This is a genomic window from Streptomyces sp. WAC05292, assembly GCF_003949955.1.
In the GTDB taxonomy this organism is placed as follows: domain Bacteria; phylum Actinomycetota; class Actinomycetes; order Streptomycetales; family Streptomycetaceae; genus Streptomyces; species Streptomyces globosus.
Genome location: NZ_RPSE01000051.1, coordinates 1 through 26,696, shown reverse-complemented (window position 1 = coordinate 26,696; position 26,696 = coordinate 1). Strand labels below are relative to the sequence as shown.

Below are 26,696 nucleotides of genomic sequence, written 5' to 3'. Positions count from 1 at the left end.
GCCGTGTCCTGCGCGGTCCGGCCCGGCGCCGTCCGGCAGGGCAGCGGCCAGCCCCGCCCCCAACACCAGGCACAGCACCGGCGCGAGCAGCGCGAACGGGCGGTGTCCGCGGCGCCTGCGGCGCCCGCTTCCCCTCACCATGCGGATCACCGTCGCCGCTGCCCGCCCCCGCGTCAAGGCGGAGTCCGCATCCCGGCCACCGGCCCGCCGCAACGACCCGGGGGCGCCTTGCCCGGCCGCGCGCGGCCGAGCACAGTACCCGGCATGACAACCGCACCCGGCACGACCCCCGCCGAGCTCCTGCGCGCCTTCGCCCGCGCCCGCGCCTCCCTCGACGGCGCCGAAACGGTCTTCTGGTGGTCCGGCGACGTCCACTCCTGGGCCCCGGACGAGCCCTACCGCCGCCTGTTCGGCTTCGAAGGCGTCAACGCCGCCCGCCTCGTGGCGGACGAGGAGAGCGGCGGCTACCGCCTCCTGGCCCGCGAGGCCGCCTTCTACCTGGACCCCGGGAGCCGCGACATCCTCGACACCTGGGAGGGCAGGAGGGTCGTCCACGTCTGGAACGACCCCGCCAACCTGGTCCTGCGCCCCTTCCCCGTCCCGCTGACCCCGCTGGGCGACCAGGTCTGCTTCAGCCTGGAGATCCCGCTCTCCTACCCCTCGCCGCTGCCCGTGGCCGACTACCCCCTGCACTCCGCGGGGGACACCTACCGGGCCCTGGAGCTCTTCCAGTTCTTCGCGCCCGCCTCGGTGCTGCACACCGAGGAGCCCGGTGTGCCCTGCACGATGTCCTGGACCCGGATGTCGCCCTGGCTGCCGTGGATGGAGCAGGGCCAACGGCCCGGCGGGCTCACCTTCCACTGCCGCGGCCGAAAGCTCGGCTCGTACGCGGAGGTCCCGGAGCGCACCCGGCGGTTCATCGCCGACCGGCACCCGGAGTTCGCGCACGCCCCGCGGAAGTGGTCCGAGCCCAACGAGACGAGCTGGACCCACTTCCGCCGCCTCGGCGCCACGGGATAGGGCCCGCCGGGCAAAGCCGCAGCTCGAAGGGCGTCCCGGCGGGCGGCCGGCGGTCCCGGAAGCGCCCCTCGGGGGTCGGCAGGGGGCGGACAAGGGTTTTCCCCGTATCCAGTTCACCCGCCCGTTGCCTACTGTCTGGCCACCGGCGATCTTCCCCCGCCCGCGGCCCCCGTCCCAACCCCACATGGTGCGAAGCCGCGAGCCGGACGACCGCCCAGCACCGACGTCGTCCCAGCCCCGCCGAAGCGGCAGGGACGGCGCGGCGATCCCGCGGTGGCCGGGCCGGAACTGACCAGCCCGCCCGGCCCCGTAAGATCGTCAACCCACCTCCCACACCGCCCCAACCGGGGCCGCTCCGGCCTGCCCGGGACCGGCCCGCGAAAGGGAAGACCGTGCACGCAACGCGACGCAGGCTGATATCCGTGGCGGCTATGTCCGTCACCCTGCTGGCCGGCTCCGCCACCGCCTCCGTGGCCCTGCCCGGCGCCGAGCCCGCCCCGGCCGCTCGGGCCGCCGCCTCGACCATCCCGGCCCCCGGCGCCCCCGCGGCCCCGGCCGCCGCCCCGGTCGAGAACCTGATCGTCGGCTACAAGTCGGGCGCCGCCGAGGCCAGTTCCAACAGCGCCGCCGCGACCGACGCCGCCGCGAAGGGCAAGAAGGCCGGCAAGAAGGCCGCCTTCGACCGCCGCCTCGGCACCGGCGCCGCCCTCGTCAGCCTCGGCGGGGCCACCGCCCCCAAGGACGCGGCCGACCTGATGGCCCAGTTCCGCTCCGACCCCGACGTCGCCTACGTCGAGCCGGACACCCGTGCCTACGCGATGGCCGCCCCGAACGACACCGAGTACGCCAAGCAGTGGGACCTCTTCGAGCCCACCGCCGGCATGAACGTTCCGGCAGCCTGGGACAAGGCCACCGGCACCGGCGTCACCGTCGCCGTCCTCGACACCGGCTACGTCGCCCACTCCGACCTCGCCGCGAACATCGTCGCGGGCTACGACTTCATCAGCAGCTCCACCGCCGCGCGCGACGGCAACGGCCGCGACAGCAACCCGGCGGACCAGGGCGACTGGAACGCGGCCGGCGAGTGCGGCACCGGCTCCAAGGCGAGCGACTCCTCCTGGCACGGCACCCACGTCGCCGGCACCATCGGCGCGGCCGCGAACAACGCCAAGGGCATCGCGGGCATCGCGTACAACGCGAAGATCCAGCCCGTCCGCGTCCTCGGCAAGTGCGGCGGCGCCACCTCCGACATCGTCGACGCCATCACCTGGGCCTCCGGCGGCACCGTCGCGGGCGTCCCGGCCAACGCCAACCCCGCCAAGGTCATCAACATGAGCCTCGGCGGCTCCGGCACCTGCTCCACCAGCTACCAGAACGCCATCAACGCGGCCGTCGCCCGCGGCACCACCGTCGTCGTGGCCGCCGGCAACAGCAACGCCGACGCCGCCGGCTTCACCCCGGCCAGCTGCAGCAACGTCATCACCGTCGCCGCCAGCAACCGCGCCGGCGACCGCTCGTACTACTCCAACTACGGCGCCGTCATCGACGTCGCCGCCCCGGGCGGTGAGACCCGCCGCGCCACCGACACGCCCGGCACCGTCACCACCCCCGAGAACGCCATCCTCTCCACGCTGAACACCGGCCTCACCACCCCCGGCTCGGAGAACTACAAGCCGTACCAGGGCACCAGCATGGCGGCCCCGCACGTCGCCGGCCTCGCCGCGCTCATGGTCGCCGCCAAGCCGGCGCTGACCCCGGCCCAGATCGAGGCGGCCATCAAGACCAACACCCGCCCGCTCGCCGGCACCTGCACCGGCGGCTGCGGCACCGGCCTCGCCGACGCGGCCGCCACGCTCAACGCGGTGACCTCGACCACCCCGGCTCCGGGCCTCGAGAACACCACGAACGTGAACATCTTCGACAACGCGACCGTCGAGAGCCCGATCACCGTCACCGGTGTCGCGGGCAACGCCCCGGCCACCCTCAAGGTGGGCGTCGACATCAAGCACACCTACATCGGTGACCTGAAGGTCGACCTGGTGGCCCCGGACGGCTCGGTCTACACCCTGCACAACCGTGCCGGCGGCAGCGCCGACAACATCAACCAGACCTACACCGTGAACGCCTCCTCCGAGGTCGCGAACGGCACCTGGAAGCTCCGGATCAACGACAACGCCGGCGGCGACACCGGCTACCTCGACGCCTGGAGCCTCGCCTTCTGAGGCACCCCCGCCCCGGCCGCCCCGGCGGCCGGCGCACGCACCACCCGATGACACCCGCGGGCCTGCCGATACCTCGTACCGGCAGGCCCGTGCGGCTTTCCCGGCCGTGACTGAATTGTGCGTCACACTTCGCCTCCACCCGGCCCGCGACCTCGTATTCTCGCTCCTCACAGGAAAGGCACAGAGTGGGGACCGAGAGGCTGGTGGCTGTGCGTGGCAGCGGGGCGCGCCAACGCGACCGTAGGACACGGTGAACTGATCAAGGCGGTCGAGCAGGCGCTCGCCGAGCACGGGCGCGCCCTGCTCACCGCACCCGCCGGCGCGGGCAAGACCGAGCTCGCCTGCGCCATCGCGGCGGCGGCCGAGGCCAGGCAGGACACCGTGCTCCGCCTCGCACCCGAAGCCGCCGACCGGTGGATCCCCGAGGCGTCGGCCGCCGCACTGCTCGCCTCGGTCCCCTGCGACGCGCTCGAAACGCTCTCCGGACCGCAGCGAACCGCCATCGCCCACCTGCGCCGCGAGACCGACACCCCGCGCGCCGGCCGCGACCACGTCGCCCTGCGCCTCGCCGTCGTCGAGGTGCTGCGCACCCTGGCCGCACGCAGCCCCGTCCTCCTCGTCGTCGACAACGCCCAATGGCTGGATCCGGAAAGCACCGACCTGCTCCGATTCGCACTGCGGCTGACCCCGCCCCGGGTGCGTGTCCTGGTCGCGGAATGCGTGCAGGGCGGGGTGCCCGTCGCCGTGCCGCTGTGCGGCCCCGGCACCCCTGCGATCCGCATCCCGCCGCTCGGCGCCGACGAGGTGGCCGAACTCCTCGTCCGGCACGGCCTGCCCGCCCGCCTCGCCGGCCGGGTCCACCACGCCAGCGGCGGCAACCCGCGCCTCGCGCTCGCCCTCGGCCACTCCCTCGCCGAAGCCGCCGGCTCCCGCGAGGGCGCCGCCCACCACGCCGACACCCTGCCCCTGTCCGGGCAGGCCCGCGAGGTCGCCCGGCGCCTCCTCGCCGAGGCCCCCGCCCGCACCCGCCGCACCCTGCTCCTCGCCGCCCTCGCGGCCCGGCCGACCACGGCGCTGCTGCGCCGCGCCGGGCGTCCCGACGCCGAGGCGGAACTGGCAGAGGCCGAACGGGCCGCACTGGTCACCGTCGGCGAGGACGGCACGGTCGCCTTCACCGCCGGCGCCCTCCCCATGGCGCTGGCCGCCGACGCGGGCTGGCCCGAGCGCGCCGCCGGGCACGCCGCGCTCGCCGCCGCCGTCGACGACCCCGTCCAGGCCGTACGCCACCGGGCCCTCGCCGTGGACACCCCCGACGAGTGGCTCGCCGCCGAGATCACCCGGGCCGCCGCGGACTGCCGCCGCCGCGGACAGCGCGCGCTGGCCGCCGAACTCGGACTGCTCGCCGCCGAGCGCACCCCGGGCGACCGGCCCGGCGACGAACTGGCCCGGCTCGTCGCCGCCGCCGAGGACGCGGGCTGGGCCGGCCGGGCCGACCTCGCCCGCCGCGCCACCCGGGCCGTCCTCGCCCGCGACGCCTCCCGCTCCGACCGGGTCCGCGCCCGACTCGCCGTCATCGACGCCGCCGGGCAGGCCCTCGGCACCCTCGACGAGACCTTCGCGTACGCCATGGACGACGCCGAAGGCGATCCCGCCCTCCAGGCGGCGGTCCGCCTGCGCGTCGCCTGGAAGCACAACCTCAGCGACGGCGACCCCGTCCGCGCCCGCGACGAGGCCGCCGAGGCCGGCCGGCTCGCCGCCATCGGCGGGGACCAGGTCGCCGAGGCCATGGCCCTCACCGTCCGCGCCCGCATGGGCCGCATCCTCGGCGACCCGGACGCCGAGCAGATCCTGGCCGAGGCGCTCGCCCTGCCCGCCCCCGACGTCCCCCTCGGCATGCGCAACGCCCCGCAGTACCTGGCGGTCAGGCACGCCCTGTTCGACGACCGGCTCGCCGACGCGCGCCGCGAGCTGCTCGCGCTGCTGCCCGCGGTCCGCCGCACCGGCTCCGCCGAGGACGTCTTCGAGGTGCTGCGCAGCCTGACCGAGGTGGAGCTGCGGCGCGGCCGGTGCGCGACCGCCTCCGACCACGCCCGGCGGGCCCTGGAGCTGACCATCGAGGCGGGCCTCTCACCCGGACCCGCCTGGTACGTCGCCGCGATGGCGGAGGTGACCGGCGGGAGCTTCGCACGTGCCGCCGGTTACGCGCGCCGCGGCATCCAGGCCTCCGAGGAGGAGCGCGACCAGGTCTTCCTGTCGCGGAGCCTGTACGCGCTCGGCCTTGTCGAACTGGCCACGGGCGAGGCGGCCAAGGCGGTGGCCACGCTGCGCCGGGTCGCGGGCCTGGAGGCGGCCCAGCAGGTGGTGGACCCCTCGATCCTGCGCTGGCACGGGGAGCTGGCGGAGGCGCTCGTCGCCGCGGACGCGCCCGAGGAGGCGGTGGAGCTGATCGGCGAGGTCGGCGCGGTCGCCAGGTCGCTGGGGCGGGCGACGGTCGTCGCGGCGCTGGACCGGGCGCGCGGTGCGGCCCTGTCCGTGCTGGGGGAGGGCGATGCGGCCGTGGAGCTGCTGACGCGGACGGCCGCCGACTTCCAGGCGTTCCACCTTCCGGTGGAGCGCGGCCGGACGCTCCTCGCGCTGGCCCGGGCGGAGCGGCGGCGGCGGCGGAAGGCTCCGGCCCGGGCCGCGCTGCAGGCGGCGGCGGCCGTCTTCGAGCAGGCGGGTGCGCGGCCGTGGGCGCAGCTGGCGGCCGAGGGGCCGGAGCCGGTGCCGACGGAGGCGGGGCCGGCGGTGGCGCTGGCCGCGCTGACGGAGGCGGAGGCCCGGCTGGCACTGCTGGTGGCGCAGGGCGCGAGCAACCAGGAGGCGGCGGCCCGGCTGTTCGTCAGCGTCAAGACCGTCGAGGCGCGGCTGACGAGGATCTACCAGAAGCTGGAGGTGCGTTCGCGGGCGCAGCTGGCGATGGCCCTGAGGGCCCCCTGAGCGCGGGGCGCGCCGCGGGGGCCCTCTCCGGACGGGCGGGGCGGGCCGATCGGGCCGCGCCCGGTCAGCAGGTGAGGTTCGGTCCGGGGGTGACGCCGAGCATCTCGGTGAAGGCCCGGTAGGAGTTCACCCGGCTCTGGACCTGGGCGGGGTTGCCGCCGTTGCACTCCAGGGCGCCGTTGATGGAGCGGATCGTCTCGCCGAAGCCGGAGCCGTTGGTCATCGCGGCGTGCGCGGTCATGGTGCCGGGGCCGTTCTGGGTGTTCCAGTACCAGAGGGCGGTCTTCATGGCGACGGCCGGGTCCCGCTCGACCAGGTACGGGTCGCCCAGCAGGTTGATGCCGAGGGCGTCGCCGGCGGCCTTGTAGTTGAAGTTCCAGCTGAGCTGGATGGGTCCGCGGCCGTAGTAGGCGGCCTGGCCGGCGGGGCAGCCGTAGGGCTGGGCGGCGTCGCAGTAGTGCGGGTAGTTGGCGGTGTTCTGCTCGACGATGTGGACGAGCCCGCCCGTCTCGTGCGAGACGTTCGCGAGGAAGGCGGCGGCCTCCCGGCGCTTGGCGGTGTCGTCGCCCGTGTTGGCGAAGCCGGGATAGGCGGACAGGGCCGCCACGAGGCCGCGGTACGTGTAGAAGGGGTTCCGGTTCGGGAACATGCGGTTGAACTGGTCCTCGGTGACGACGAACCCGGACGGATCGGTGCCCGGGTCCGGGTCGGGGTCCGTACCGCCGCCGGTGCCGCAGGCTCCCTGGTCGGACCAGACGCCCCACTGGCCGGTGGTGCCGGGCGTCTCGCCCTGGGTCCACCACTTGGCCTGCCAGTTGCGGCCGTTGTGCGAGGCGGTCGAGCCCCCGGTGTAGACGGCGGACGAGGCCCAGGCGGCGGCGCAGCGGACGTATCACGCAACTTCTCCTAGAGCGTGGGGAATTGCCGGTGGCGCGGCACTGTCCCCAGCCAACCGAACTGGTATGGACCTGTCAAGGTCTAGACCAAGTGGAGGTGGTGTGGTCGCGCGGCCGGCCCCGGGCGCGCCGACGGGCAGGGCCCGTACGCGGGTGCTGCGTACGGGCCCTGCCCGTCGTGCGCAGGCGCGGCGCTGCGGCCGCGCCCGGGGGTCAGCTGCCGGCGGAGAGGTTGCCGGAGAGGACCGGGATGTTGCTGAGGATGTGCGAGAGGGACTCGTCGCCCTTGGCCTGGGTGGAGTTCTCGGCGCACTGCTGGTTCATCGGGTTGGACAGGACGTTGATGTCCTGGACGCCGATGTTGAGGGCGCCGATGAGCGACTGGGCGTTCACCTTGGCGGGCAGGCCCACGCAGAGCTTGTTCAGCGAGCCCTGGACCAGGCCCAGCTGCGGGCTCATCGCGCCCTTCGTCTCCTGGTTGCCGTAGATCTGCGCGGAGTCGTTGCCGTTGACGGTGTTGACGCCGTTGTCGTTGCCGATGGCCATCGCCGGGGAGGCGACCGCGGCGCCGGCGCCCAGCACGGCTGCGGTGGCGGCGGTCGTGGCCATGAGCTTCTTGAGCATGAGGAGGATCCTTCTGTCGCGCTGTCGCATGGATGGTGGTCCCCGGCGGGACGAGCTGATCAACTGCCGTTCCCGCCGGGGGTTATCGCCTGTCACCCGTGTGGCCCAGCGCGCGCTCGGGCGGGCCGGTCAGCCGGCCTTGCGGCGGGTCCGCTTCTGCCCGCCGCCGGCTCCGGAGCTGGTGCCTTGGATCTTCGTCCGGCTCTGGTGGGCCTGCTGGGCCCGCGCGTTGCTCGCGTTGCGCTCCAGGGCCTCGCGGAACCTGCGCTTGGCCTCCTCGGCGGGCGACTCGTCCTGCGGCGCGTCCGACTCCTGTGCCATGTGTCCTCCTCCGGTGTGCGAAGCCGCCAGTCTGTCAGCCCCGCGCCGCCCGGACCAGCGAGTTCTCCCCTCGGCGGAGTCCGGCGCGCCGGGGTGCGGCGACCAACGCAAAGTCCCGGACCCCCGCAGGGGCCCGGGACGTCACGGGTGCACTTCGCTTGACCACCGTGACCAACGACGGGCCGGGCCGGAAGTCACGACCCGCGCGGCGCCGGAATCAGACGGTGAAGGGCTTCTGCCCGAGGAAGTCCGGCGCCGGGCTGCCCGTGGTGTGCAGGTTGGGCACCTGCGTGCGCGGCAGCCGCTCCCGGATGGCCCGGTGGAAGTCCCGGTAGCCGCCGGAGAAGGCGCCCGCGTCCCACACGCGCAGCAGGGCCTCGGTGAACGCGCCGTTCACCCGGCCGTCGAGGGCGAACTGGTCGTCCTGGCAGGCGGAGATCAGCAGGGTGCCGGGCTCGCCGTCCACCCCGTTCTTGCGCAGCTCGCGCTGGAGCTCCTGATAGAACTCCCGGTCGCGTTCGAAGAGCTGCTGCTGGCGCACGACGGGCATGACGCGGACCGCCGCATCCCCCTCCCCGCCGGGCTGCGAGGCGGCCTCGGTGGCCGTCCCGCTGTGGCAGCAGTCCAGCAGGCAGAGGATCCGCACGCCGGGGGAGAAGCGGCGGAACTCGCGGTGCAGCTCGTCGTCGAGGAACTGGCGGTCGAAGAAGACGAGGGTCTCGTCGAGGGCGTCCGGCTCGTCCCCCTCCTCGTCGGGGATCTGGCCGCCGTGGCCGGAGTAGGTGAACAGCAGGATGTCGCCGTCGTCCAGCCGCCCCGCGGCCTTGCGCAGCTCGGCCGTGACGCGGTCCACGGTGCCCTCGGGGGTGAGCAGCACCGTCGTCTCGAATCCGGCGGCGCGGGCGACCGCCGCCATGTCGCGGGCGTCGTTCTCGCACGCCAGCAGCCGGCCGTCCCACCCGCCGTACGCGGCGGGGTCGACGCTGTTGAGTCCTACGTGGACGGAGAGTCCTGCGGGCACGGGGTCCTCCTCGGTGAGCGGTTGCGGGGTCGGGATACCTCGGGGATGGCTTCCTCGGCGCGGCGGCCCGCGAACCCGGCGGCGGCCGGCGCCGCCCGATCGGGAACGGCTCCGCCGGGGGAGCGGCGGGCGGCCGAACGACGGACCGGCCGGGGCCGCGACCGCAGCGGATGTGCCGACCGGACGCGGCCGTGTGAGTCCGGCCGCGCGGCGTGCGGGCGGAGCAACGGCTGCGACCAACCGGCCCCCCGCCGCTCCGGCGCCGGCTGCCCCGCGCCCGAACCGGTCCGCGCCGGAACCGGTCCGTGCCCGAACCGGTCCGTGCCGGCCCCGGTCCGTGCCCGAACCGGTCCGTGCCGGCCCCGGTCCGTGCCCGAACCGGTCCGTGCCGGCCTCGGTCCGCGGCCGCGGACCTGCGGCCTTGCACCCCGGTGAAGCGGGTGAAACCATGACAGATGTCACCAGTGGATCCGTCGGCCGCCCCCACGGGCGGACGGGCAGGTGCGCAATGCCGCTCACCGACACGGAATGGGGCGTGGTCACCGCCTGGGTGCGGGACTACCTCCTGGACACGCCCGACCCCCACGACCGCCTCCGGCAGGCCGGATACCCGCCCGCGTTCATCGGCTCGCTCAGCCTCACCGCCAAGGCCGGGGACAACGCCGCCGCCCTGGTCCGGGCCGTGCGGCACAGCATCACCGCCCAGCTCTTCCTCCTCGACGTCCTCCTCACCCTCGACGAACTCACCAGCCAGTTCCAGCCCCAGCTCCTCGCCCTCCGGCTCAGGCTCGCCGACGACGAACGCGTGCACGTCTCCGACCAGGACCACTTCCGCGCGGGCGTCCTGCGCAACGGCGCCGAGGTGTTCATCGACCGCGAGCAGCTGCGCGAACGGCTGCGGGAGTTCCTCGCCGACCCCGAGAAGACCGTCCTCGTCGTGGACGGCGAGCCCGACAGCGGGCGCTCCTACAGCTACAGCCTCATCCGCTACCTCGGCCAGCACTGCGGGTTCCGCCCCGTCCGCGTGACGCTGACGCACACGACGACCGCCGCCCAGCTGATCCGGCAGATCGCCGCCCGCCTCAACCCCGAAGCCGATCCGCCGCAGTTGAATCCGACACCGTTGAACGATCCACTGTCCGCGCACGAATGGGCCGTCCAGCAGATCGTCACCCGCGCCACCGCGGCACCCGAGGCCTTCTGGATCATCCTCGACGAATGCGACCGGCTCGCCTCGACCTCCGACGCCTGGGACGCCATCGGCCAGCTGGCCCGCTCCCTGTTCGAGCACGGGCCCGAACCCGAGGGCACCGCGCCCCGACTGGTCCTGCTCGGCTACCCCGCGACGATGCCGCAGCTGCCGTACGAGATCCGCAAGACCGTGTGCCGGGACACGGCCCGCATCCTCGGCCGCGACGACGTCGACGACTTCTTCCGCACGTACTTCACGCAGGCCCCCCTGCCCCCGGCGGAAGCCCTCCGCCTCGCGGCGGCCTCCGCGGCGGCGGTGTGGGAGGCCGCACAGGCGCCCGCCTCCGGCGACAGCCTCATGCGCAGGCTGTGCACGGCCGCCGAGACCGCCGTCGGCACCTGGCGGTCCCTGGCACCCGGCGCCGACTACGCCGGCCTGCTGCACCGCGAGCTCGGCGCCCCGGCCGCCCTGGAGCCGGCGGCCCCCTCCGAGGAGCGCCGCGCCTACCGGCGGGCCGCCTGCCTGCTCGTCCGCTTCGAACCGGACACCCTGCGCCTGCCCGGCGAACGCGAACCCTCCGGCCGCGCCCAGCAGGAACTCGTCGACGACTGCGCGACAATCGCCACGAACCCGCCCGTCTGGACCCTGCGCGACGACATCCGGGAGGCGGCCCTCGCCGACCTGCCCGGGCCGGCCGCCGCCCGGCGCTGCCTGGAGGCCAACCTCGCCCAGGTGCAGGCCGGCCCGGCACCGGAGCGCATCGCCCTCGCCTACCTCAGCGGGCGCCCCCCGGACGCCCGGCGGCTCGACGCGGACGCCCTCGCCGCCGCCCACCAGGCCGTCCTGTGGCTGTCCCGGATCCCCGGCACCGCCGGGATCCCCGACCCCGGGCAGCTCCAGCGCCTGCTGGAGCGGGTGCGCCTCCTCCAGCCGCTGCGCCGTCTGCTGGAGGAGTGATGGAGCAGCAGGCCTTCTGCGGCCGCACCGACGAGCTGTCCCGGCTCCGCGCGTACGTCCTCGACGACGGAGCCGACGGCACAGGCGCGGCCGAACGGCCCCCGATGCTGATCCACGGGCTCGGCGGCATGGGCAAGAGCACCCTCCTGGCCAAGTTCCTCCTCGACTGCCTCCCCGACGACGTCACCGCCCCCTTCCCCTTCCCCTTCGCCTACGTGGACTTCGCGCGGCCCACCCTGTCCGTCCACGAACCGGCCACGCTCATCGGCGAGATGGCCCGGCAGCTCGGCGTCCAGTACCCCGACCACCGCCCCGCCTTCGACGCCCTCGCCGGCGCGTGCGAGGAGACCGCCCGCACCCAGCGCGAGGAACAGGGAGCCATCGACGAGCTGTACGGGCTCTCCTCCACCCGGTCCAGCATGGGACGCACCGCGGCCGAGCGGTTCCACACCACCGCCCGCACGCGCGAGACCGAGCTCGTACGGCAGGTCGCCGAACTCGTCGTCCTGGCCGTCGGGGCCGTGCCACCCGGGGAGCAGGAGCCCGCGGGCGCGGGCGGCCACGCCCCGCCGCTGGTCGTCGCCGTCGACTCCTTCGAGGCGGCCCAGTACCGGGCCAACCCCGCGATCGGCAGGCTGTGGGCCATGTGGTCGGTGCTGCGGAAGGTCTACCCGCGGCTGCGGTGGATCGTCGCCGGCCGCGCCCCCGTGGACCACCCCGCCCGCGTCGTCGACCCCCTCACCATCGAACTCGGCGAGCTCGGCCCCGACGCCGCCGTCGCGCTCCTGCGCAGCCGCGGGATCGAGGACGAGGCCGTCGCCCGCGCCCTCGCCGAGCGCGTGGGCGGACACCCGCTCAGCCTGAAGCTCGCCGCGCGCGCCGCAATGATCGTCGGGGACGGGGCGGGCGCGCTGGGCGAGCTGGTGGAGAGCCTGCCCCGGCGCCGCCAGGTCCTGCGCAAGGTGGACCAGATGCTCGTCCAGGGCGTCCTCTACGACCGGATCCTGCGCCACGTCGGCAACCCCTCCGTACGGGCCCTCGCCCAGGGCGGGCTGGCCCTGCGCAAGATCACACCCGAGCTGGTCGAAGACGTCCTCGCCGAGCCGTGCGGGCTGCGCGTCGACACGGCGGAGCAGGCCCGGACCCTGTTCGGCCTGCTGGCCCGGCTCGACCTGATGGAACCCGCCGGACCCGGCCGGATCCGCCACCGGCCCGACCTGCGGGCCATCATGCTGCGCCTGTCCGACACCGCCGGCACCGCCCTCATGCGCGGCGTCGCCCGGCGCGCGGTGGAGTTCTACGCCGCCCGGCCGGGCGCGGAGGCCCGCGCCGAGGAGATCTACCACCGGCTTCGCCTCAACGAGAACCCCCGTGCGGTCGAGGAGCGCTGGGAACCCGGCGTCGAACGCCACCTGGACGGCGCCGCCGACGACATGGCGCCCCGGTCCGCTGCCTTCCTCGACGGCCGCCTCGGCGGCCACACCGCCGGGCTGCCGCTGCATGACGCCGACCAGGAGGACTGGGAGCGCATCACCGCGCGGGAGGTCGAGGACCTGCTCGCGCAGGGCTACCTCCGCGAGGCGGAGGCGCGGCTGGCGGAACGCCGGCCGTGGACCCCCGGCAGCGTGCTCGAACCGCTGCTCGTCGAGACGCTGGCCCGGCTCGGCCGGCGCGCGCAGGCCAGGGCCGAGGCGGACAGGGCGGTGGACCGGGCCGAGGAGGCGGGCGATGCCGACGCCGAACTCGACCTGCTGCTGCTCGCGGCCCGGCTCGCGGAGGAGGACGGCGATCCGGCGGCCGCCGACCGGGCCCTCGCGGAGGCGGAGGACCTCGCGACCGGTCTGGGCCGCGACTTCGACGCGATGGGAGCGCTCCTGGCCCGCTCCCGGCTCGCCGCCGCGACCGATGCCGGGCCGGAGGCCGTGACCAGGCTCGCCGAGCGGCTGCGGGCGCTGCCCGAGGAGGCGATGGCGCAGCAGCCCGCCCTCGTACGGGCCGTCGCCGCGGAGGTGTCCGGCCGGGACCCGGCAGCGCTGGACCACACCCTCAAGGTGCTGGGCATGCCCGACGCCGACGACGCGGCCCTGGAGCAGCTCGCGGAGTCGATCCGCCTGGCCGTGGCCAAGCAGCCCCGGCTCGGCGAGGCCCTGGGCCGCGTCCTCGCCAACGCCGCCGGCACCGCCCCCCAGCCACCGGAGCCGCCGGCGGAAACCGAGCCGCCGCGCGGGCCGGCCCCGCCCGGCGAGCAGGTACCACCCGGCGCTCCCGCGCCGTCAGGCACACCGCTGGACCCCGCGAAGACCGACGGCCCCACACCGCCCGGCGCGCCCGCACCGCCCGGCGCGCCCCCACCGCCTGGCGCGCCCGTACCGCCTGGCGCGCCCGCATCGCCCGGCGCACCCGCACCGCCCGGGGGATCGGCACCTCGCGGTGGTCCCGGCGGGCGCCTGGGCCCTGGCGAGCCGGAGCTGTCCGGTGGGTTGGGAGAGTCGGCTGGGCCCGTGTTGCCCGAGGGGCGTGTGTCGCGGGGTCGGGCTGTCCCGCCGAGCGGGTCCGCACCGCCCGGTGGACCTGGCGGGCCGGGGCCATCCGGGGGGTCGGGAGAGTCGGCTGGGCCCGTGTTGCCCGAGGGGCCTGTGTCGCGGGGTCGGGCTGGCCCGCCCAGCGGGTCCGCACCGCCCGGTGGACCTGGCGGGCCGGGGCCATCCGGGGGGTCCGGAGAGCCGATTGGGCCCGTGCTCCCCGAGGAGCCTGCGCCGCGCGGTCGGCCTGTCCCGTCCGGGACGCCCGGACCGCCCGATGGGTCTGCGCCGTTTGGGGCGTCCGCACCGCCCGTACCGCCCGGCGGGTCCGTAGGGTCCGGGGCAGCCGCACCGCCCGGTGGGCCGGGCGGGCCGGTGCCGCCCAGTGGGTCGGGAGAGCCGGCTGGGCCCGTGCCCGAGGGGCCTGCGCCGCGCGGTAGGCCGGTGCCGCCCAGTGGGGCCGCGCCGCCCGGCGGGTCCGTGGCTGCCAGTGCACCCGTACCGCCCGGCGGGTCCGCGGCGTCCGGTGCACCCGTACCGTCCGGCGGGCCCGGACAGGCTGTTCGGCCCGTACCGCCCGGTGGGTCCGGCCCATCGGGGACGCCCGCACCGCCCAGCAGGCCCACCGGGCGCCTTGGCCCTGGCGGGCCGGTGCCGTCCGGTGGGTCGGCAGAGTCGGCCGGGCCCGTGCCGCCCGAGGGGCCAGTCCCGCCCAGCGGGTCTGCACCGCCCGGCGGGCCCGGACAGACTGGCCGGCCCGTGCCGCCCGGTTCGCCCGCGACACCCGATGTACACGGGCAGCCCAGTGGGCTCGCGCAGCCCGGTGGGCCCGGACAGCGCGGTGGGCTCATGACGGCCGTTGGGGCTGTGCCGCCCGACCGGCCCGACCGGCCCGATGGGACCGACCAGCCCGACGAGGCCGACGAGGCCGACCGGCCAGACCAGCCCGATGGGCCCGACCAGCCCGAGAGTGCCGACAGGGCCGAAGGGTCCGATAGGCGTGGTGGGCCCGCGCTGCCTGGTGGGGCCGAGTCGGCCGGTGGGTCCCCGTCGTATGGAGGGGTCGAGCCGCGCGGTGGGCCCGCGGTCGGGCGGGGCGGGGTGCAGGTTCGGGAGGCAGCCGGGGGTGGGGCCGGTCCGCCGGACTCCGTGCGGTCCGGAGCGGCCGCGTACCCGCCCGGCCCCGCCGGCAGCGGTACGGCCGGGTTGCTGCGGGAGGCCCGTCGCCGCGGCACCCTCGGCGAGCTCGCCCGCCGTCTGCTCGTCCTGCGGGACGACCACGGCGACCTCGTCTCCGGTGTGGCGGCCGCCATGGCCGCAGCCGCCCCCGGACCCGTCCGACCGGTTCACCCGGCCGACACCGGAAAGGGCCTGGACCGTATGAACGACACCTACCTGGCGCGCGAGGACGTCCTCCGCCTCAAGGACACCGCGCTGGAGACCGGGCTGGCCGACCCCTCGATGAGGCCCCTCCTGCTCGCCGGCATCATGCCCCGGTACCGGGGCGTCCTGCCCGTCCTGGCCGCGCCCGGTGCGCAGGTGCAGTCCGACCTGGAGGCGATGAACCGGGTGGAGCGCCTCGTGGACGGCTCCGTCCCGCTGGAGATCTGGCTGCGCAACGCCGTCGCCCAGACGGCGGAGGCCGGCCCGCTCGCGGTGTTCCAGAGCGCCTTGGACCGGGTGGCGCGCGAAGCCGCGGGTGAGCCGGACGTGCCCGAGCCGCCCGCGGGCGAGACCAAGGAGGAGATCGTCTTCCGCGACGACACGGTCCCCTTCGAGTTCCTCCTCGCCGGCGAGGCCGCGGGCCGCGCGGTGGCCCGGCTCAAGGTGACCCCGTACGAGGCGGGCGCCCCGCTCGGGCCGGGCGGCTACCCGCACGCCGGTACCGGCTGGCTCGCCGCGCCCGGGCTGCTCGTCACCAACCACCACGTCGTCAACGCGCGCACCCGGACCGCCGCCGGCCGGGCCCCCGTCGACCCCGCGGACCTCGCGCTCCAGGCCCGGAACACCCGCTGCCGGTTCGATTACGGCGCGGACGCCGCCGCGGGGGCGACGCCTCCCGACGAGGTGGCCGTGGCCGAGTTGCTCGCCTGGGACGAGGACCTCGACTACGCGGTCCTCCGCCTGGCGGACGGGCCGCCGCGCGACCCCCTGCGGATCGCGGCCGCCCCGCTGGCGGTCACCCCGCACGAGCCGGTCCCCGTCAACATCATCCAGCACCCCGGCGGCGAGCCGAAGCGCGTCGCCCTGCGCAACAACCTGGTCTACGAGGCGGACGCGAAGGACGTCCGCTACTTCACGGACACCCGCGGCGGGTCCTCGGGATCGCCCGTCCTGACCGACGACTGGACGGTCGTCGCCCTGCACCGCGGCACCCGGCGCGTCGAGGACGTCGTCTACCAGGGCAAGACGACGGCGTTCGTGAACGTCGGCACCCAGATCAGCACGATCATGCAGCACCTCGCCGAGCACAGCCCGGCCGTCCACCGGGAGATCGCGGACGCCCAGGCCCTGCTCGGCGGGCGCCGTCCCGCGGAGGTGGTCTGAGATGACGGCCCGATCACCGGTGGCCACCCGGCCCGAACAGGTTTTCGGCGACTTGCGCGAGGTGGCCGCCCGCGTACGGCAGGCCCTGGAGGCGGAGGTGCCCGAGTCGGCGCCGCTCCCCGGCGGGGCCGACGGCCCCGCGCAGGCCGGGGCCGCGGCACGGGAGATCGCCGCCTGCGCCGTGCAGGAGCGGGCGCGCGTACTGGCTGCGGGCGCCCGTGGGCTGGAGAAGCTCGCCGAGGGCCGCGCGGACGAGGTCGACGACGACGAATACTTCGGCGTGGAGGCCATCGTCCTGCTCGAAGGCCGGCCGGCGATCCTGGTGCGGGGCCGCGACTTCCCCTCGCAGCAGGGGGACTGGGCGGTCCTGGACGGGCACCGGGCCGCGATCCGCGAGTCGCTCGCCCGCGTGGGCCGCGTCGACGTCGAGGGCCATCCCCGGCTGGCCTGGGTGGGCACCGCGTTCCTCGTCGCCCCGGGGGTGGTGATGACCAACCGCCACGTGGCCGTCGAGTTCACCGCCGGCCGCGACGGCGGCGGCGACGGCGGGGCCTGGACGTTCCGGCCGGGGATGTCCGCCCGGCTGGACCTGGCGGAGGAAGCGGACACCGCGCCCGGGGATCCGTCGCTGGAGTTCGCCGTCACCGAGGTGATCGGCGTCCACCCCGATGTCGACCTGGCCCTGCTCCGCGTGGACACCGCCGCGGACGGCCGCGCTCCGGCGACGCCGCTCGCGGTGGCCGCCGACCCGCCCGGCGACCTGCCCGGCCGGCCCGTGTACGTGGTCGGCTACCCGGCGGAGGACGGCCGCCGCAACGAGCCCGAGGCGATGCGCCGCATCTTCATGGACGTCTACAACGTCAAACGGCTCCAGCCGGGGACGACGACGGGCCTGGCACCCGACCGGCTCACCGTCCGCCACGACTGCTCCACCCTCGGCGGCAACAGCGGCTCCCCGGTCTTCGACCTGGCCGACCACCGCGTCCTCGGCCTGCACTACGGCGGCCGGTACGGCTTCGGGAACTACGCGGTCCCGCTGTGGGAGCTGGTCGACGACCCGCTCCTGGCGCGCGCCGGGATCAACTGGGTGTGACGCGCAGGGCGTCACCGACGAGCCGGACGGCCCGCGACAGCCGGCCGAGCTGCTGGAGCTCCACCGCGTACATGCGGATCGAGTTCTCGATGACGGCCTCGCCGACGCCGAGCGCCGGCAGCTCGGCCCGGCTGGTCTCCAGGGCGACGCGGACGGTCCGCATCTCGTGCTGGAGCTGGAGCTGGGCGTGCCGCGCGAGGAGGACGGAGCTGCGGGTCAGCGTCGAGTAGCTGCCGTAGCGGGCCGGGAGCAGGTCGCGGAGCCAGCGCATGGCCGTGCGTTCCCAGTCCTGGGTGCCCGGGGCCTTGACCTGGCAGGGCCAGTCGGGGCTGAGGGCGGGGGAGAGCGTCTGGCGCATTCTCGTCGCTTCCGAAGGGTGTCGAACTGTGATCGAGACGTGGTGGGCGGCGGCCCCGGCCCAGGGGTTGACCGGGGGCCGCCACAAGCGCTCTGGATGGACCCGCTGCCGGGACCGGCACCCGGGCAGGACGTGAGGAGGAGTCGTCCGGCCCGGGTATCCGTTCCGGGAGGGCGTTAGGGGTCGCCCTCCTTGGCGCGTCTGACGGATCCGGCGCGCTGCTCAGTAAACATATATACCGTCGAGTAAACAAGAGAATGAAAAATTACATGCGCCCCGACGGCATGAAAATCCGCAGGTCACTACGGGTCAAACCGGTCCCTAGAGGAAGAATCCGTGCTGGTCGGCGACCTGCTCGTACCCTTCGAGCCGGGCCTGCGTCCGCTCCGGATCCGCGTCGGCCATCGCCTGGAGCAGCGCCGCCGACAGCATGCCCGGCGCCGCGTACGAGTCGAACACCAGCCGCGCCCCGGTCCCCGCGGTCAGCGCGACATCGGCCTCGTCCACCAGCGGGCCCAGCGTGTGGTCGGTGATCAGCGCGATCTTCAGCCCCGCGTTCCGGGCCGCCCGCAGCGCCGACAGCGTCTCCTTGGCGTGCCGCGGCATGGCGAACGCCAGCGCCCAGGTCCCGCCCGCCTCCCGCGACTGCAGCAGGGCGTCGTACGCGACGCTGCCGCCCCGGGTCACCAGCCGCACGTCGGGGTGGATGCGCCGCGCCGCGTACGCGAAGTACTCGGCCAGCGACACCGAGATCCGCAGGCCCAGCACCGTCAGCGGCACCGATCGGGCCAGCTCCCGCCCGATGTCCAGCACCTGGTTGGTGTCGGCGAGAAGCCGCCGCACGTTCTCCAGGTTCTCGATCTCCGCGTCCACGGCGGCCTGGAGCTCGTTGCGCCGGTACTGCTCGCGCGCCTCCGGCGAGCCCGCCACCGCGCTCAGCGCCATCGGCTGCAGGACGTCCCGCAGCGCCGGATAGCCGCTGAACCCGAGCGCCGTCGCGAACCGCGTCACCGACGGCTGGCTGACGCCCACCCGCTCGGCGAGCTCGGTGATCGACAGGAACGCCGCCTCGGTGAGGTGGTCGACCAGGTACTGGGCGATGCGCCGCTGGCCGGGCGAGAGGCGGCGGCCGTCGAACAGCGCGCGGACCCGGTCACCCGGAGCCCTCTCGTGGTCGGGCGCCTGCCCGCTCGGCGTGATCGCAGCCGCCTGGGCGCGTGCCTGCTGCCCGGATGACACCGGTGTGCCTCCCTCTCATGTCACTCTTCTTCCAACATAGCTCACGCCCTGTGGTCGCCCCCGGGCGCTCCGCCCCTGCTCCGCCCCGTGAGGCGGCCGTCGGGGAACCGTACGGCACCGGACCTGTCGCGGCCCGCGCAGACCTGCAAATATGATTGGGCACGGGTCTGGGGCGCAGCACGCCGCGAGAACCGAGAGCAGGGACGAGCGACGTATGGATGCAGCCGGGAGCAGTCCGTGATCCCGCGCCGCGGCCCCCGGTCGCAGAGCGCGGACGACCTGCTGAGCACCCTCGGACGGCTCACCGCCCGCGCCCGCGCCGGCGCCGAACACCAGCAGGCCCGCGTCGAACTCGCCGAAGCCCTCCAGCGCGAGATGCTGCCGGGCTCCCTGCCCGGCGTCCCCGGACTGCGCACCGCCGCCAGCTATGCGCCCGCCCGCCACGGCCTCGACATCGGCGGCGACTGGTACGACGGCTTCCGGCTCCCCGACGGGGCCCTCGCCTTCTCCATCGGAGACGTCCAGGGACACGACGTCGAAGCCGCCGCCTTCATGGGCCAGGTCCGCATCGGCCTGCGCGCCATCGCCTCCGTCGTCGACGACCCCGGCGAGGTCCTCGGCAGGACCAACGACGTGCTCCTCTCGACCGGCTCCGAGCTCTTCGCGACCTGCACCCTGCTCCGCTTCGACCCGCAGACCTGGGAACTGGACTGCGCCCGCGCCGGCCACGTCCCCGCGATATGGGCCACCGTCGACGGCCGCTACGGCATGGCCGAGGACGAGGGCGGCGTCCCCCTCGGCATGCTGCCCGGCGCCGGATACGCCGTCACCCGCCGCAGGCTGGACCGGCCCGGCTCCATCGTCCTGCTCACCGACGGCGTCGTCGAAGGCCCCGCCTTCCCGATCGACGTCGGCCTCGACCGCGTCCTGCGCGTCGTACGCGAGGCTGCGGGCGCGGACCCCGCCGAACTGGCCGCCGAGGTCATGAAGGTCGCGGACTCCACCGGCCACGCCGACGACGCAGCCGTCCTCGTCATCAGCCACGACGGAGACGGACGGGGCGCCGAGTAGCGCGTGTCACGCCCGGCCCCCGGGCGGCGCCTGTTGTCTGATGCTGTGGTGCGCACCGTGGAATGGCGAGCCCTCGTCGCCGACGTCCTCAGGATCCTCGCGGTCGCGGTCGCCTACTACGCAACCGGACAGGCCGGGCTCCTGCTGAGCATCGTCGTCGAGGGCGCCATGGTCTCCCCGCTGTGGCCGCCCACGGGCATCGCCCTCGCCGCCCTGCTGTGGTTCGGCCTGCGCGCCTGGCCCGGCATCACGCTCGGCGCGTACATGAACATCGAGCACCTGGCCTCCTTCGAACCCGCGGACGCGGGGCTCCTCCTCGGCAACACCCTCGCCCCCGTGTGCGCGTACCTGCTGCTGCGCCGCACCGGCTTCCGCACGCAGATGGACCACCTGCGGGACGCCCTGGCCCTCGTCTTCCTCGCGGGCCTGCTCGCCATGCTGATCAGCGCGACCATCGGCTGCGGGATGCTCGTCGCCACCGGCGACCTGCCGCCGTCGGAGTTCTGGCCGGTGTGGGCCGCCTGGTGGGCGGGTGACGCGATGGGCGTGCTCCTGGTCACCCCGGTGCTGCTGATCCTCCCGCACGTCACCCTGCCCGCGGACGCCTACCGGGCGGCCGAGGCACTGGCCCTGCTCGTCACCTGCGGCCTCGTCACCACCGTGGCCTGCCGCAGCGACCTGTCGGTGCTCTTCCTGGTCTTCCCGATGCTGATCTGGGCCGGCGTCCGCTTCCAGCACGTCGGCGGCGCTCCGTGCGCCCTGCTGGTCTCGGTCATCGCGATCTCGGCGGCGATCGACCAGGCGGGCCCCTTCGCCGATCACACCCTGTTGGAGATCATGGTCAACCTCCAGGCACTCAACGGCTCGGCGGCCCTGACCGTGCTGCTGCTGTCCGCCCTGGTGACCGAGCAGAACAACATCCGCCTGCGGATCGAGCAGGTGTGCGAGGAGCTCGCGGAGGTCGTGGACCGCCTGGCCCCACGGCGGAGCGAGACCGACGACTGAGGCGACCGGCGGCGATCCGGCCCTGGGCTTCCGCCCGTCGCCGTCGCCATCGCCGTCGCAGTCGCCAACGCCGAGTGGCGCAGCGCGTCGTGCTTCGGCATGTCTCCCCGCGGGCGCCCCAACGGTCGGTGGCCGGGGAGCGTGAACCGCTCCCGAAGGAGCTTTCCCGATCGGCACACGGCGTGGAACCGGCCGGTTCCGCAGCCACCCCTCAGGGTCCGCCACGTCCCAACATCCATGTTCAGGAGGACAGTTGCCTGCCGAGATTCAGAGATCCGGAAACCGGTGGCCACAGGGTCCGCGGGGGTGGCTGCGCCCCGTACGGGCACCGCTCCGGCGCGGGCCGCACCACCGGGACCGCACCCGGCGGCGGGCCGCAGCCCGTCGTTCCGCGGGCGCCCCCGCCGCCCGCGTGTGCGATCGCGACGCCCGCCCCCCGTGACCCGCACTGGCCGCGGCCGGCCACCGCACCCGCCCGCCCGCGCAGGTGACGGGCCGTCTGGTTGTCAGTGCACGCACCTACGTTGACGCCCATGAGCCGATCCCTGCAGGCACTCGCCTACGCACGCCCGTCGTCCCTGACCACCGACCGCCAGGGCCACCTCCTGGGCCTGGAGACCGCCGGAGGCCTGACCCCCGTGGGCCCCGAGGAGCACCCCCGGTTCTTCGCCGGGTTCCTGCGCTCGCCGCAGGCAGCGGCCCGCGGGCTGCTCGCCGTCGCCGACGTCGCCGCGGCGCGTTATCACCAGCGCACGCTGCGGGCCTCACTCGACCCCGTCGTCACCGCCAACGGGGACCGGCTCCGCTTCGAGTCGTTCTCCGGGTGCTGCGGCGTCTACGCCCGCCTCGACGTGCTCCCCGAAGGCCTGGACGGCGCCGACACCGGCCACGGCACCACCAACGTCGACGTCAACAACCCGCTGCGGGAAGCGCTGTCGCGGCTCGCCGGCGACGACCCGGTGCACCTGCGCGTCGGCCCCGACGAACTCGCCGTCACCACCCGGGAGGGGCCCGTCGTCGAGAAGAAGGTGCCGCTGCCCGACCGCTGGCTGCGCGGCTTCGCCGAATCCCAGGTCGTCTCCGCCGGATTCGACCTGCGCGCCGAACTCTCCGCCGCCGAAGCCGTACGCTTCCTGCGCACCCTCCCCCGCACCGCCGCCGGCGGCGGCACCACCGGCCGCGCGCCGCTGTGGGTCGTCCCCGCAGGGGCCTCCCTGCGCGCCACCACCCGGCCCGTTCCCGGCGCCGTCTGCCTCCCCGGACCCGAGCGGCTCGCCGCCCTCCAGCGGGTCCTGCGGCACGCCACCGGCCTGCGCGTCTACGGCCCCGCGGCACACGGCGGCGCGGCGACCGCCTCGGCCTGGGAAGTCGCCGGGCCCGGCATGCGGCTCACGCTCACCCTCTCGCCCGAGCCCCACCGGGGCTTCTCCGGCGAAGGCGGCGTCCTGGAGGCGCTCGCCACCGACGACGCGGCCGCCGACGCCGAACTCGTCTCCGTCCTCCTCGCCTGGGAGCCGCGGATCGACACCGCCGACCTCGCCGAGCAGTCCGGCCTGACGGCGCAGCGGGTCCGTGCCGCCCTCGTCCGCCTCGGCACCGCCGGACGCGTCGGCTACGACGCCGCCGAAGCCGCCTACTTCCACCGCGAACTCCCCTACGACGCCGCCCGAGCCGAACGCCACAACCCCCGGCTCGCCGCCGCCCGCGCCCTGCTCGCCGACGGCGCCGTCGCCCTGTCCGCCGACGCCACCGCGACCGTCGCCTCCGGCGAGCGCCGCTACCAGGTCCGCGAGTCCGCCGGCGGAGTGCCGAGCTGCACCTGCCAGTGGTGGGCGGACCACCGCGGCCGCCGCGGCCCCTGCAAGCACGCCCTCGCCGTACGCATGGCCCGGCGCACCCGGACCGCCACCCCCGCCGCCCGCACTTCCGGAGGAACCCGATGAGCACCGCCGCCGTCCTCGAAGCCGTCCGCCGGGGCGCCGACGACACCCTCGCCGCCCTGCTCCGGCCCCTCACCCCGGCCGAGCGCCGCGCCCTCGCGCCCGAACTGGCCGCCCTGCGCCGCGAGGTCCGCGGCTGGGACTGGTCCCGCTGGCAGGAACGGGAACGCATACGCCGCGGCCTGCTCCTCGCCGGGGCCGCCTGCCACACCGGGGCCGCGGCCGCCGCCTCCTGGATCGCCGCCAGGGACCTCCGTACGGACCACCCCGCACAGCGCACCGCACTCCTCCTCCGGGTCCTGGCCGACCGCGAGCCCGCCTGGCTCGGCGACGTCGCGCACCGCCTCGCCGCCCGCGCCGCCACCGCCGAGGAGGACTACCCCCTCATCCGGGAACTCGTCCGCAGGGCAGGCTGCCCCCTGCCCACCGGAGACGGCTTCGTCCGCGGCTGGGTCCGCGACATGAGCACCGGCGGCCCCGGACGCTCCGCCGGCCGCGGCCGGCCGCTGAGCGCGGCGCTCCGGGAGGAGCCGCAGCTGCGCGCGTTCGTGCCCCTGCTGTTCGAGACGGCAGAGCCCGCGGAGCCGCTCTCCTGGTACGGCCGCTCCACCGACGGCGGAGGCTGGCCCGCCGAACTGGCCCGGCTCGCCGAGGAGGGCCTCCTCGACCGGAGCGTCCTCGCCGACGGCTGCACCGCTCGCCTGCTGCGCGGCGGCCGTCCCGCCCAGCTGTCCTTCTTCCTCGACCTGCTCCGGGCGCTCGACCTCACGCAGGACGAGCAGCAGGCGCGCGCCGACGACTGGATCGCCATGGCCGGCGACGCCCCCTCGCCGCTCGCCGGGCAGGCCCAGGGGATCCTCGCCGGCCTGGCCGAGGCGGGCAGGCTGACCGCCGAACAACTGGCCGAAATGTCCTCCGCCGTCCTGTTCCGGCCGGAGAAGAAGCTCGTACGCGCCCAGCTCGTCCTCCTCGGCAAGGCCCTGCGCCGCAGGCCCGACGACCGGTCCGTGCTGCTGCCCGCGGCCGCCGCGGCGTTCGGGCACGCGGACACCGCGCTCCAGGAGCGCGCCCTGCGGCTCGTCGCCGCACACCTGCGGCCCGACGACGGCGCCCTGCGCGCCGAACTGGCCGGCCAGGCGGAATTCCTCGGCCCCGTGCACCGGCGCGCAGCGGCGGACCTCCTCGGCGCCGCCGCCGACGACTGCGCGGCCGAGCCCTGCGAGGACGTACTGCCGCCGGCGCCCGAGCGACGCCGGCAGGCGCCGGCCGCGGACCTGTCGCTCGCCTCGACGGTGGAACTGGTCGCCGCCCTCGCCCATGCCCGGCGGCCGGGGCCCGGCGAGTCCGAGACCGCCCTCGACGCCCTCGTCCGCCACGCCCACCGCGATCGCGCGGCCCTCGCCGCGGCCCTGCGCCCCGCCCTCGCCGACCGCCGCTGGCTGCGGGACGACGGCTGGACGGACCCCGAGTGGATCGAGGGCGTGGAACTCGTCGCCGCGACGGTGCTCGGCTGCGTTCGGGCCGCCGACCTGCGGACCAGTGGGAGCCGCCGGGGCGTCGGCTACCCGCACGACTGCGTGCACGCCGCGCTCGGCGCGGTCACCGCCGCCCGGATCCGGGAGGCGGCGGCCCGCATCCTGACCGACCCGCTGCCCTTCCTGCTGGCCGCGCCCTCCTGGGACACGGGCACGCTGGAACCCCTCGAACTCGTCGCACGCCTCGCGGAGTACCGGCGCCTCGGCATCGCCCCCGCCCCGGCCGACTTCGCCCAGGCCCTGCTGCGCGTCCGGCGCGACCCGGAGGCCGCCGCGGCGGCCACCGCGTCGGGGACCGCCGAGGGCCGGCGCCTCGCCGCCTGGCTCGGCTCCGACGGGCAGCCGCCGCGGACGGCGCGCCGGGTGCAGCAGCCCGCCCCCGCGGCGAGCCTCCTCGGGTGGGACAGGACCCGCGGCACGGCGCCGCGCATCGTCGTCGAATTGTCGGAGCGCCCCGGACTGCAGAACGGCTCCTTCCCCGCCGAGTTCCGGCGGCTCGGCCGCCCGTACGCCGACACCGGCCGGCGCTGCTACCACTGGAGCGGCTTCGAGCTCGCCCAGCACCCCGTCATGCCCGAGGACCGCGAAGCACAGGCCGTCTGGCTGCTGCCGGCGCTGACCGCCTGCGCCACGGTCGGCGAGCGCGGGGCCGGGGAACTGCTCGCCCGGCTCGCCGAACTGGGCGGTCCCGCCGGCCCGGTCCTCCACCTGGCCGTCGCCACCGGCCTCGGTGCACGGCACGCCGAGGACCGGCTGGCCGCGGTGGACGCCCTGCTGGTCCTCGCCGCCCGCGGGGAGCTGGACGCCGCACTCCTGGGGCGGGACCTCGCCGAACTGCTCGCCCTCGGCACGGTCAAGCCCAACCGGCTCGCCGACGCGGCCCGCACGGCCGCCGCCGCCGGCGCGTACGCCCTGACCTGGACGCTGCTCGCGCAGGCACTGCCGGCGCTGCTGGCCGGCGGCGCCGGGGCCAGGGGTGCGGGGGAGGTGCTGGCCGTGGCCGCGGACTGCGCCGAGCGGTGCGGGGCCGCCGGCCCGGTGCCCGACGGGGTGGCCGGGGCGGCGGAGCGGGCGGGCTCGTCCCAGCTGGCCGTGCAGGCCCGGCGGTTGCGGGCGGCGCTCGCCGAGGCGGCGGCGCGGACGGGCGGCGCGCGCCGGCCGGGGGCCGGCGCGGAGGCGGCTGCCTGAGGCGGGGCGGCCGGGCGGCTCCGCCGGGGCCGGCCCGGGAACGCGTACGCCCGGCAGCGCCGGGGAGCGCTGCCGGGCGGGGGAGGTCCGAGGAGCGGTCAGACCTTGGGGACGCGGACGACGACGGTGCTGCACACCTTGTCGGCGAACGTCTGCTTCTTGTCGTCCCACAGCGGCCACAGCCAGCCGATGTAGCAGGGCAGGCCGTCGAGGACGTGGGCCAGCTTGCGGACGAACGCCATGCCGAAGCCGAGGGGGGTGCCGTTGGCCTCGCGGAGCACGCTGATGCCGACGATCTTCTTGCCGATCGACTGGCCGGTCGCGCCTTCCTTGTACAGCTGGAAGATCGCCATGCCGACCGCGTAGAGCATGCCGATGGTGAAGAAGATGCCGGGCTCGGCGGTCGCCGAGTTCGAGGCGGTGGCCAGGTCGATGAAGCCGAGGGCGTACATCGGGCCGACGATGATCAGCATGTCGAGCAGGTAGCCGCCGACGCGGAGGCCCCAGTGCGCGAGTTCGGGCATGCCGGCGCCGGGCATGCCGGGCGCCGGGTATCCGCCGTACGGCGCGGCGGCCGGCTGCTGCGGGTAGCCGTACTGCGGGGGCGTGCCCGGCGCGGGCTGCTGCGGGTAGCCGTACTGCGGCGGCACGCCCTGCGGGGCCTGCTGCGGGTAGCCGGGCTGGCCCTGCGGGGGCTGGCCGTACGGATTGTTCGGGTCGCCGAAGCTCATGGCGAAATCTCTCCGGTGTCGGAATTGGGGACGATGCGGACCGAGCGGAGGAACGACACCATGTGACCGGTTTGCCCCCCTGAGCTGCCGCGATGTTGCGCGCATCATCGTGGTCGCTCACGCGTGCGGTTGTCCAATCCGAATCCCCGCGCGGAGGTGGCGGAACGGGCGTTCGGGTCGTGTCGGACGGGCCTTCGGGGGCGCCGGGGCGGCGCCGGGGCGGACGGATCGGGCG

Annotated in this window: 16 protein-coding genes and 1 pseudogene; 10 read left to right on the top strand and 7 right to left on the bottom strand. The window is 75.6% G+C overall.

Annotated features, from left to right (window positions below):
* Positions 1 to 264: 264 nt before the first annotated feature.
* From EF903_RS09175 to EF903_RS09165, 3 genes are all read left to right on the top strand, one after another.
* Positions 265 to 1,020, top strand: a complete 756-nt coding sequence (locus EF903_RS09175; protein ID WP_125542699.1) for a DUF1838 family protein — start codon at positions 265 to 267, stop codon at positions 1,018 to 1,020.
* Positions 1,021 to 1,451: 431 nt separating this feature from the next.
* A complete protein-coding gene (locus EF903_RS09170; protein WP_125542702.1) occupies positions 1,452 to 3,242 on the top strand; it encodes a S8 family serine peptidase in 1,791 nt (596 codons plus the stop codon).
* Positions 3,243 to 3,455: 213 nt separating this feature from the next.
* Entirely contained in the window at positions 3,456 to 6,221 is a 2,766-nt protein-coding gene (locus EF903_RS09165) for a LuxR family transcriptional regulator (protein ID WP_260615021.1), read from the top strand.
* A 64-nt stretch (positions 6,222 to 6,285) separates the two neighbouring features.
* Here the strand turns inward: EF903_RS09165 and EF903_RS09160 are convergent.
* From EF903_RS09160 to EF903_RS09145, 4 genes and pseudogenes are all read right to left on the bottom strand, one after another.
* Positions 6,286 to 7,104, bottom strand: a pseudogene (locus tag EF903_RS09160) (glycoside hydrolase family 19 protein); the annotation flags it as partial.
* A gap of 226 nt (positions 7,105 to 7,330) precedes the next feature.
* Complete coding sequence (locus tag EF903_RS09155) at positions 7,331 to 7,741, bottom strand: rodlin (protein ID WP_125542698.1); 411 nt, start codon at positions 7,739 to 7,741, stop codon at positions 7,331 to 7,333.
* A gap of 129 nt (positions 7,742 to 7,870) precedes the next feature.
* The gene (locus tag EF903_RS09150; protein WP_125542697.1) at positions 7,871 to 8,062 is read right to left on the bottom strand and encodes a DUF5302 domain-containing protein; all 192 of its coding nucleotides are present in this window, start codon (positions 8,060 to 8,062) and stop codon (positions 7,871 to 7,873) included.
* 217 nt (positions 8,063 to 8,279) lie between these two features.
* Entirely contained in the window at positions 8,280 to 9,083 is an 804-nt protein-coding gene (locus EF903_RS09145; RefSeq protein WP_125542696.1) for a caspase family protein, read from the bottom strand.
* Between the two features lie 508 nt (positions 9,084 to 9,591).
* Here EF903_RS09145 and EF903_RS35835 point away from each other — a divergent pair.
* From EF903_RS35835 to EF903_RS09125, 3 genes are read left to right on the top strand one after another with little or no spacing between them, the layout of a single operon-like run.
* Positions 9,592 to 11,232 (top strand): hypothetical protein, encoded by a 1,641-nt coding sequence (locus EF903_RS35835; RefSeq protein ID WP_125542695.1) that lies wholly within the window; start codon positions 9,592 to 9,594, stop codon positions 11,230 to 11,232.
* Positions 11,232 to 16,301: a trypsin-like peptidase domain-containing protein gene (locus tag EF903_RS35830; RefSeq protein WP_312845900.1), complete on the top strand. Its 5,070-nt coding sequence runs from the start codon at positions 11,232 to 11,234 to the stop codon at positions 16,299 to 16,301. Before EF903_RS35835 ends, EF903_RS35830 begins: the two co-directional genes overlap by 1 nt.
* A 1-nt stretch (position 16,302) precedes the next feature.
* On the top strand, positions 16,303 to 17,394 hold the full coding sequence (locus EF903_RS09125; RefSeq protein WP_125542693.1) for a serine protease: 1,092 nt from the start codon (positions 16,303 to 16,305) through the stop codon (positions 17,392 to 17,394).
* On the opposite strand, the gene EF903_RS09120 is transcribed toward EF903_RS09125, so the two are convergent.
* Complete coding sequence (locus tag EF903_RS09120; protein ID WP_114056306.1) at positions 17,381 to 17,752, bottom strand: hypothetical protein; 372 nt, start codon at positions 17,750 to 17,752, stop codon at positions 17,381 to 17,383. The two genes, EF903_RS09125 and EF903_RS09120, sit on opposite strands and share 14 nt — an antisense overlap.
* 321 nt (positions 17,753 to 18,073) lie before the next feature.
* Positions 18,074 to 18,991, bottom strand: coding sequence for a MurR/RpiR family transcriptional regulator (locus EF903_RS09115; protein WP_125542691.1), 918 nt, complete (start codon positions 18,989 to 18,991; stop codon positions 18,074 to 18,076).
* A 237-nt stretch (positions 18,992 to 19,228) separates the two neighbouring features.
* Here EF903_RS09115 and EF903_RS09110 point away from each other — a divergent pair, with 237 nt between their 5' ends.
* The 4 genes from EF903_RS09110 to EF903_RS09095 all read left to right on the top strand — a co-directional run bounded on the left by EF903_RS09110 (position 19,229) and on the right by EF903_RS09095 (position 25,730).
* Positions 19,229 to 20,062 carry a PP2C family protein-serine/threonine phosphatase gene (locus EF903_RS09110; RefSeq protein ID WP_125542689.1) on the top strand — a complete coding sequence of 278 codons (834 nt, stop codon included), beginning with the start codon at positions 19,229 to 19,231 and terminating at the stop codon, positions 20,060 to 20,062.
* A 45-nt stretch (positions 20,063 to 20,107) separates the two neighbouring features.
* On the top strand, positions 20,108 to 21,067 hold the full coding sequence (locus EF903_RS09105; RefSeq protein ID WP_125542687.1) for an MASE1 domain-containing protein: 960 nt from the start codon (positions 20,108 to 20,110) through the stop codon (positions 21,065 to 21,067).
* Between the two features lie 533 nt (positions 21,068 to 21,600).
* Positions 21,601 to 23,010, top strand: a complete 1,410-nt coding sequence (locus EF903_RS09100; protein WP_125542685.1) for an SWIM zinc finger family protein — start codon at positions 21,601 to 21,603, stop codon at positions 23,008 to 23,010.
* The gene (locus tag EF903_RS09095; protein ID WP_125542683.1) at positions 23,007 to 25,730 is read left to right on the top strand and encodes a DUF6493 family protein; all 2,724 of its coding nucleotides are present in this window, start codon (positions 23,007 to 23,009) and stop codon (positions 25,728 to 25,730) included. Before EF903_RS09100 ends, EF903_RS09095 begins: the two co-directional genes overlap by 4 nt.
* 98 nt (positions 25,731 to 25,828) lie before the next feature.
* Here EF903_RS09095 and EF903_RS09090 read toward each other — a convergent pair whose 3' ends face one another.
* A complete protein-coding gene (locus tag EF903_RS09090; protein WP_125542681.1) occupies positions 25,829 to 26,461 on the bottom strand; it encodes an RDD family protein in 633 nt (210 codons plus the stop codon).
* Positions 26,462 to 26,696 lie beyond the last annotated feature (235 nt).

Coding starts and splice junctions, on each gene's coding strand:
- EF903_RS09175 (WP_125542699.1), top strand. CDS start 265: ATGACAACCGCACCCGGCACGACCCCCGCCGAGCTCCTGCGCGCCTTC.
- EF903_RS09170 (WP_125542702.1), top strand. CDS start 1,452: ATGTCCGTCACCCTGCTGGCCGGCTCCGCCACCGCCTCCGTGGCCCTG.
- EF903_RS09155 (WP_125542698.1), bottom strand. CDS start 7,741: ATGCTCAAGAAGCTCATGGCCACGACCGCCGCCACCGCAGCCGTGCTG.
- EF903_RS09150 (WP_125542697.1), bottom strand. CDS start 8,062: ATGGCACAGGAGTCGGACGCGCCGCAGGACGAGTCGCCCGCCGAGGAG.
- EF903_RS35835 (WP_125542695.1), top strand. CDS start 9,592: ATGCCGCTCACCGACACGGAATGGGGCGTGGTCACCGCCTGGGTGCGG.
- EF903_RS35830 (WP_312845900.1), top strand. CDS start 11,232: ATGGAGCAGCAGGCCTTCTGCGGCCGCACCGACGAGCTGTCCCGGCTC.
- EF903_RS09125 (WP_125542693.1), top strand. CDS start 16,303: ATGACGGCCCGATCACCGGTGGCCACCCGGCCCGAACAGGTTTTCGGC.
- EF903_RS09120 (WP_114056306.1), bottom strand. CDS start 17,752: ATGCGCCAGACGCTCTCCCCCGCCCTCAGCCCCGACTGGCCCTGCCAG.
- EF903_RS09100 (WP_125542685.1), top strand. CDS start 21,601: ATGAGCCGATCCCTGCAGGCACTCGCCTACGCACGCCCGTCGTCCCTG.
- EF903_RS09095 (WP_125542683.1), top strand. CDS start 23,007: ATGAGCACCGCCGCCGTCCTCGAAGCCGTCCGCCGGGGCGCCGACGAC.
- EF903_RS09090 (WP_125542681.1), bottom strand. CDS start 26,461: ATGAGCTTCGGCGACCCGAACAATCCGTACGGCCAGCCCCCGCAGGGC.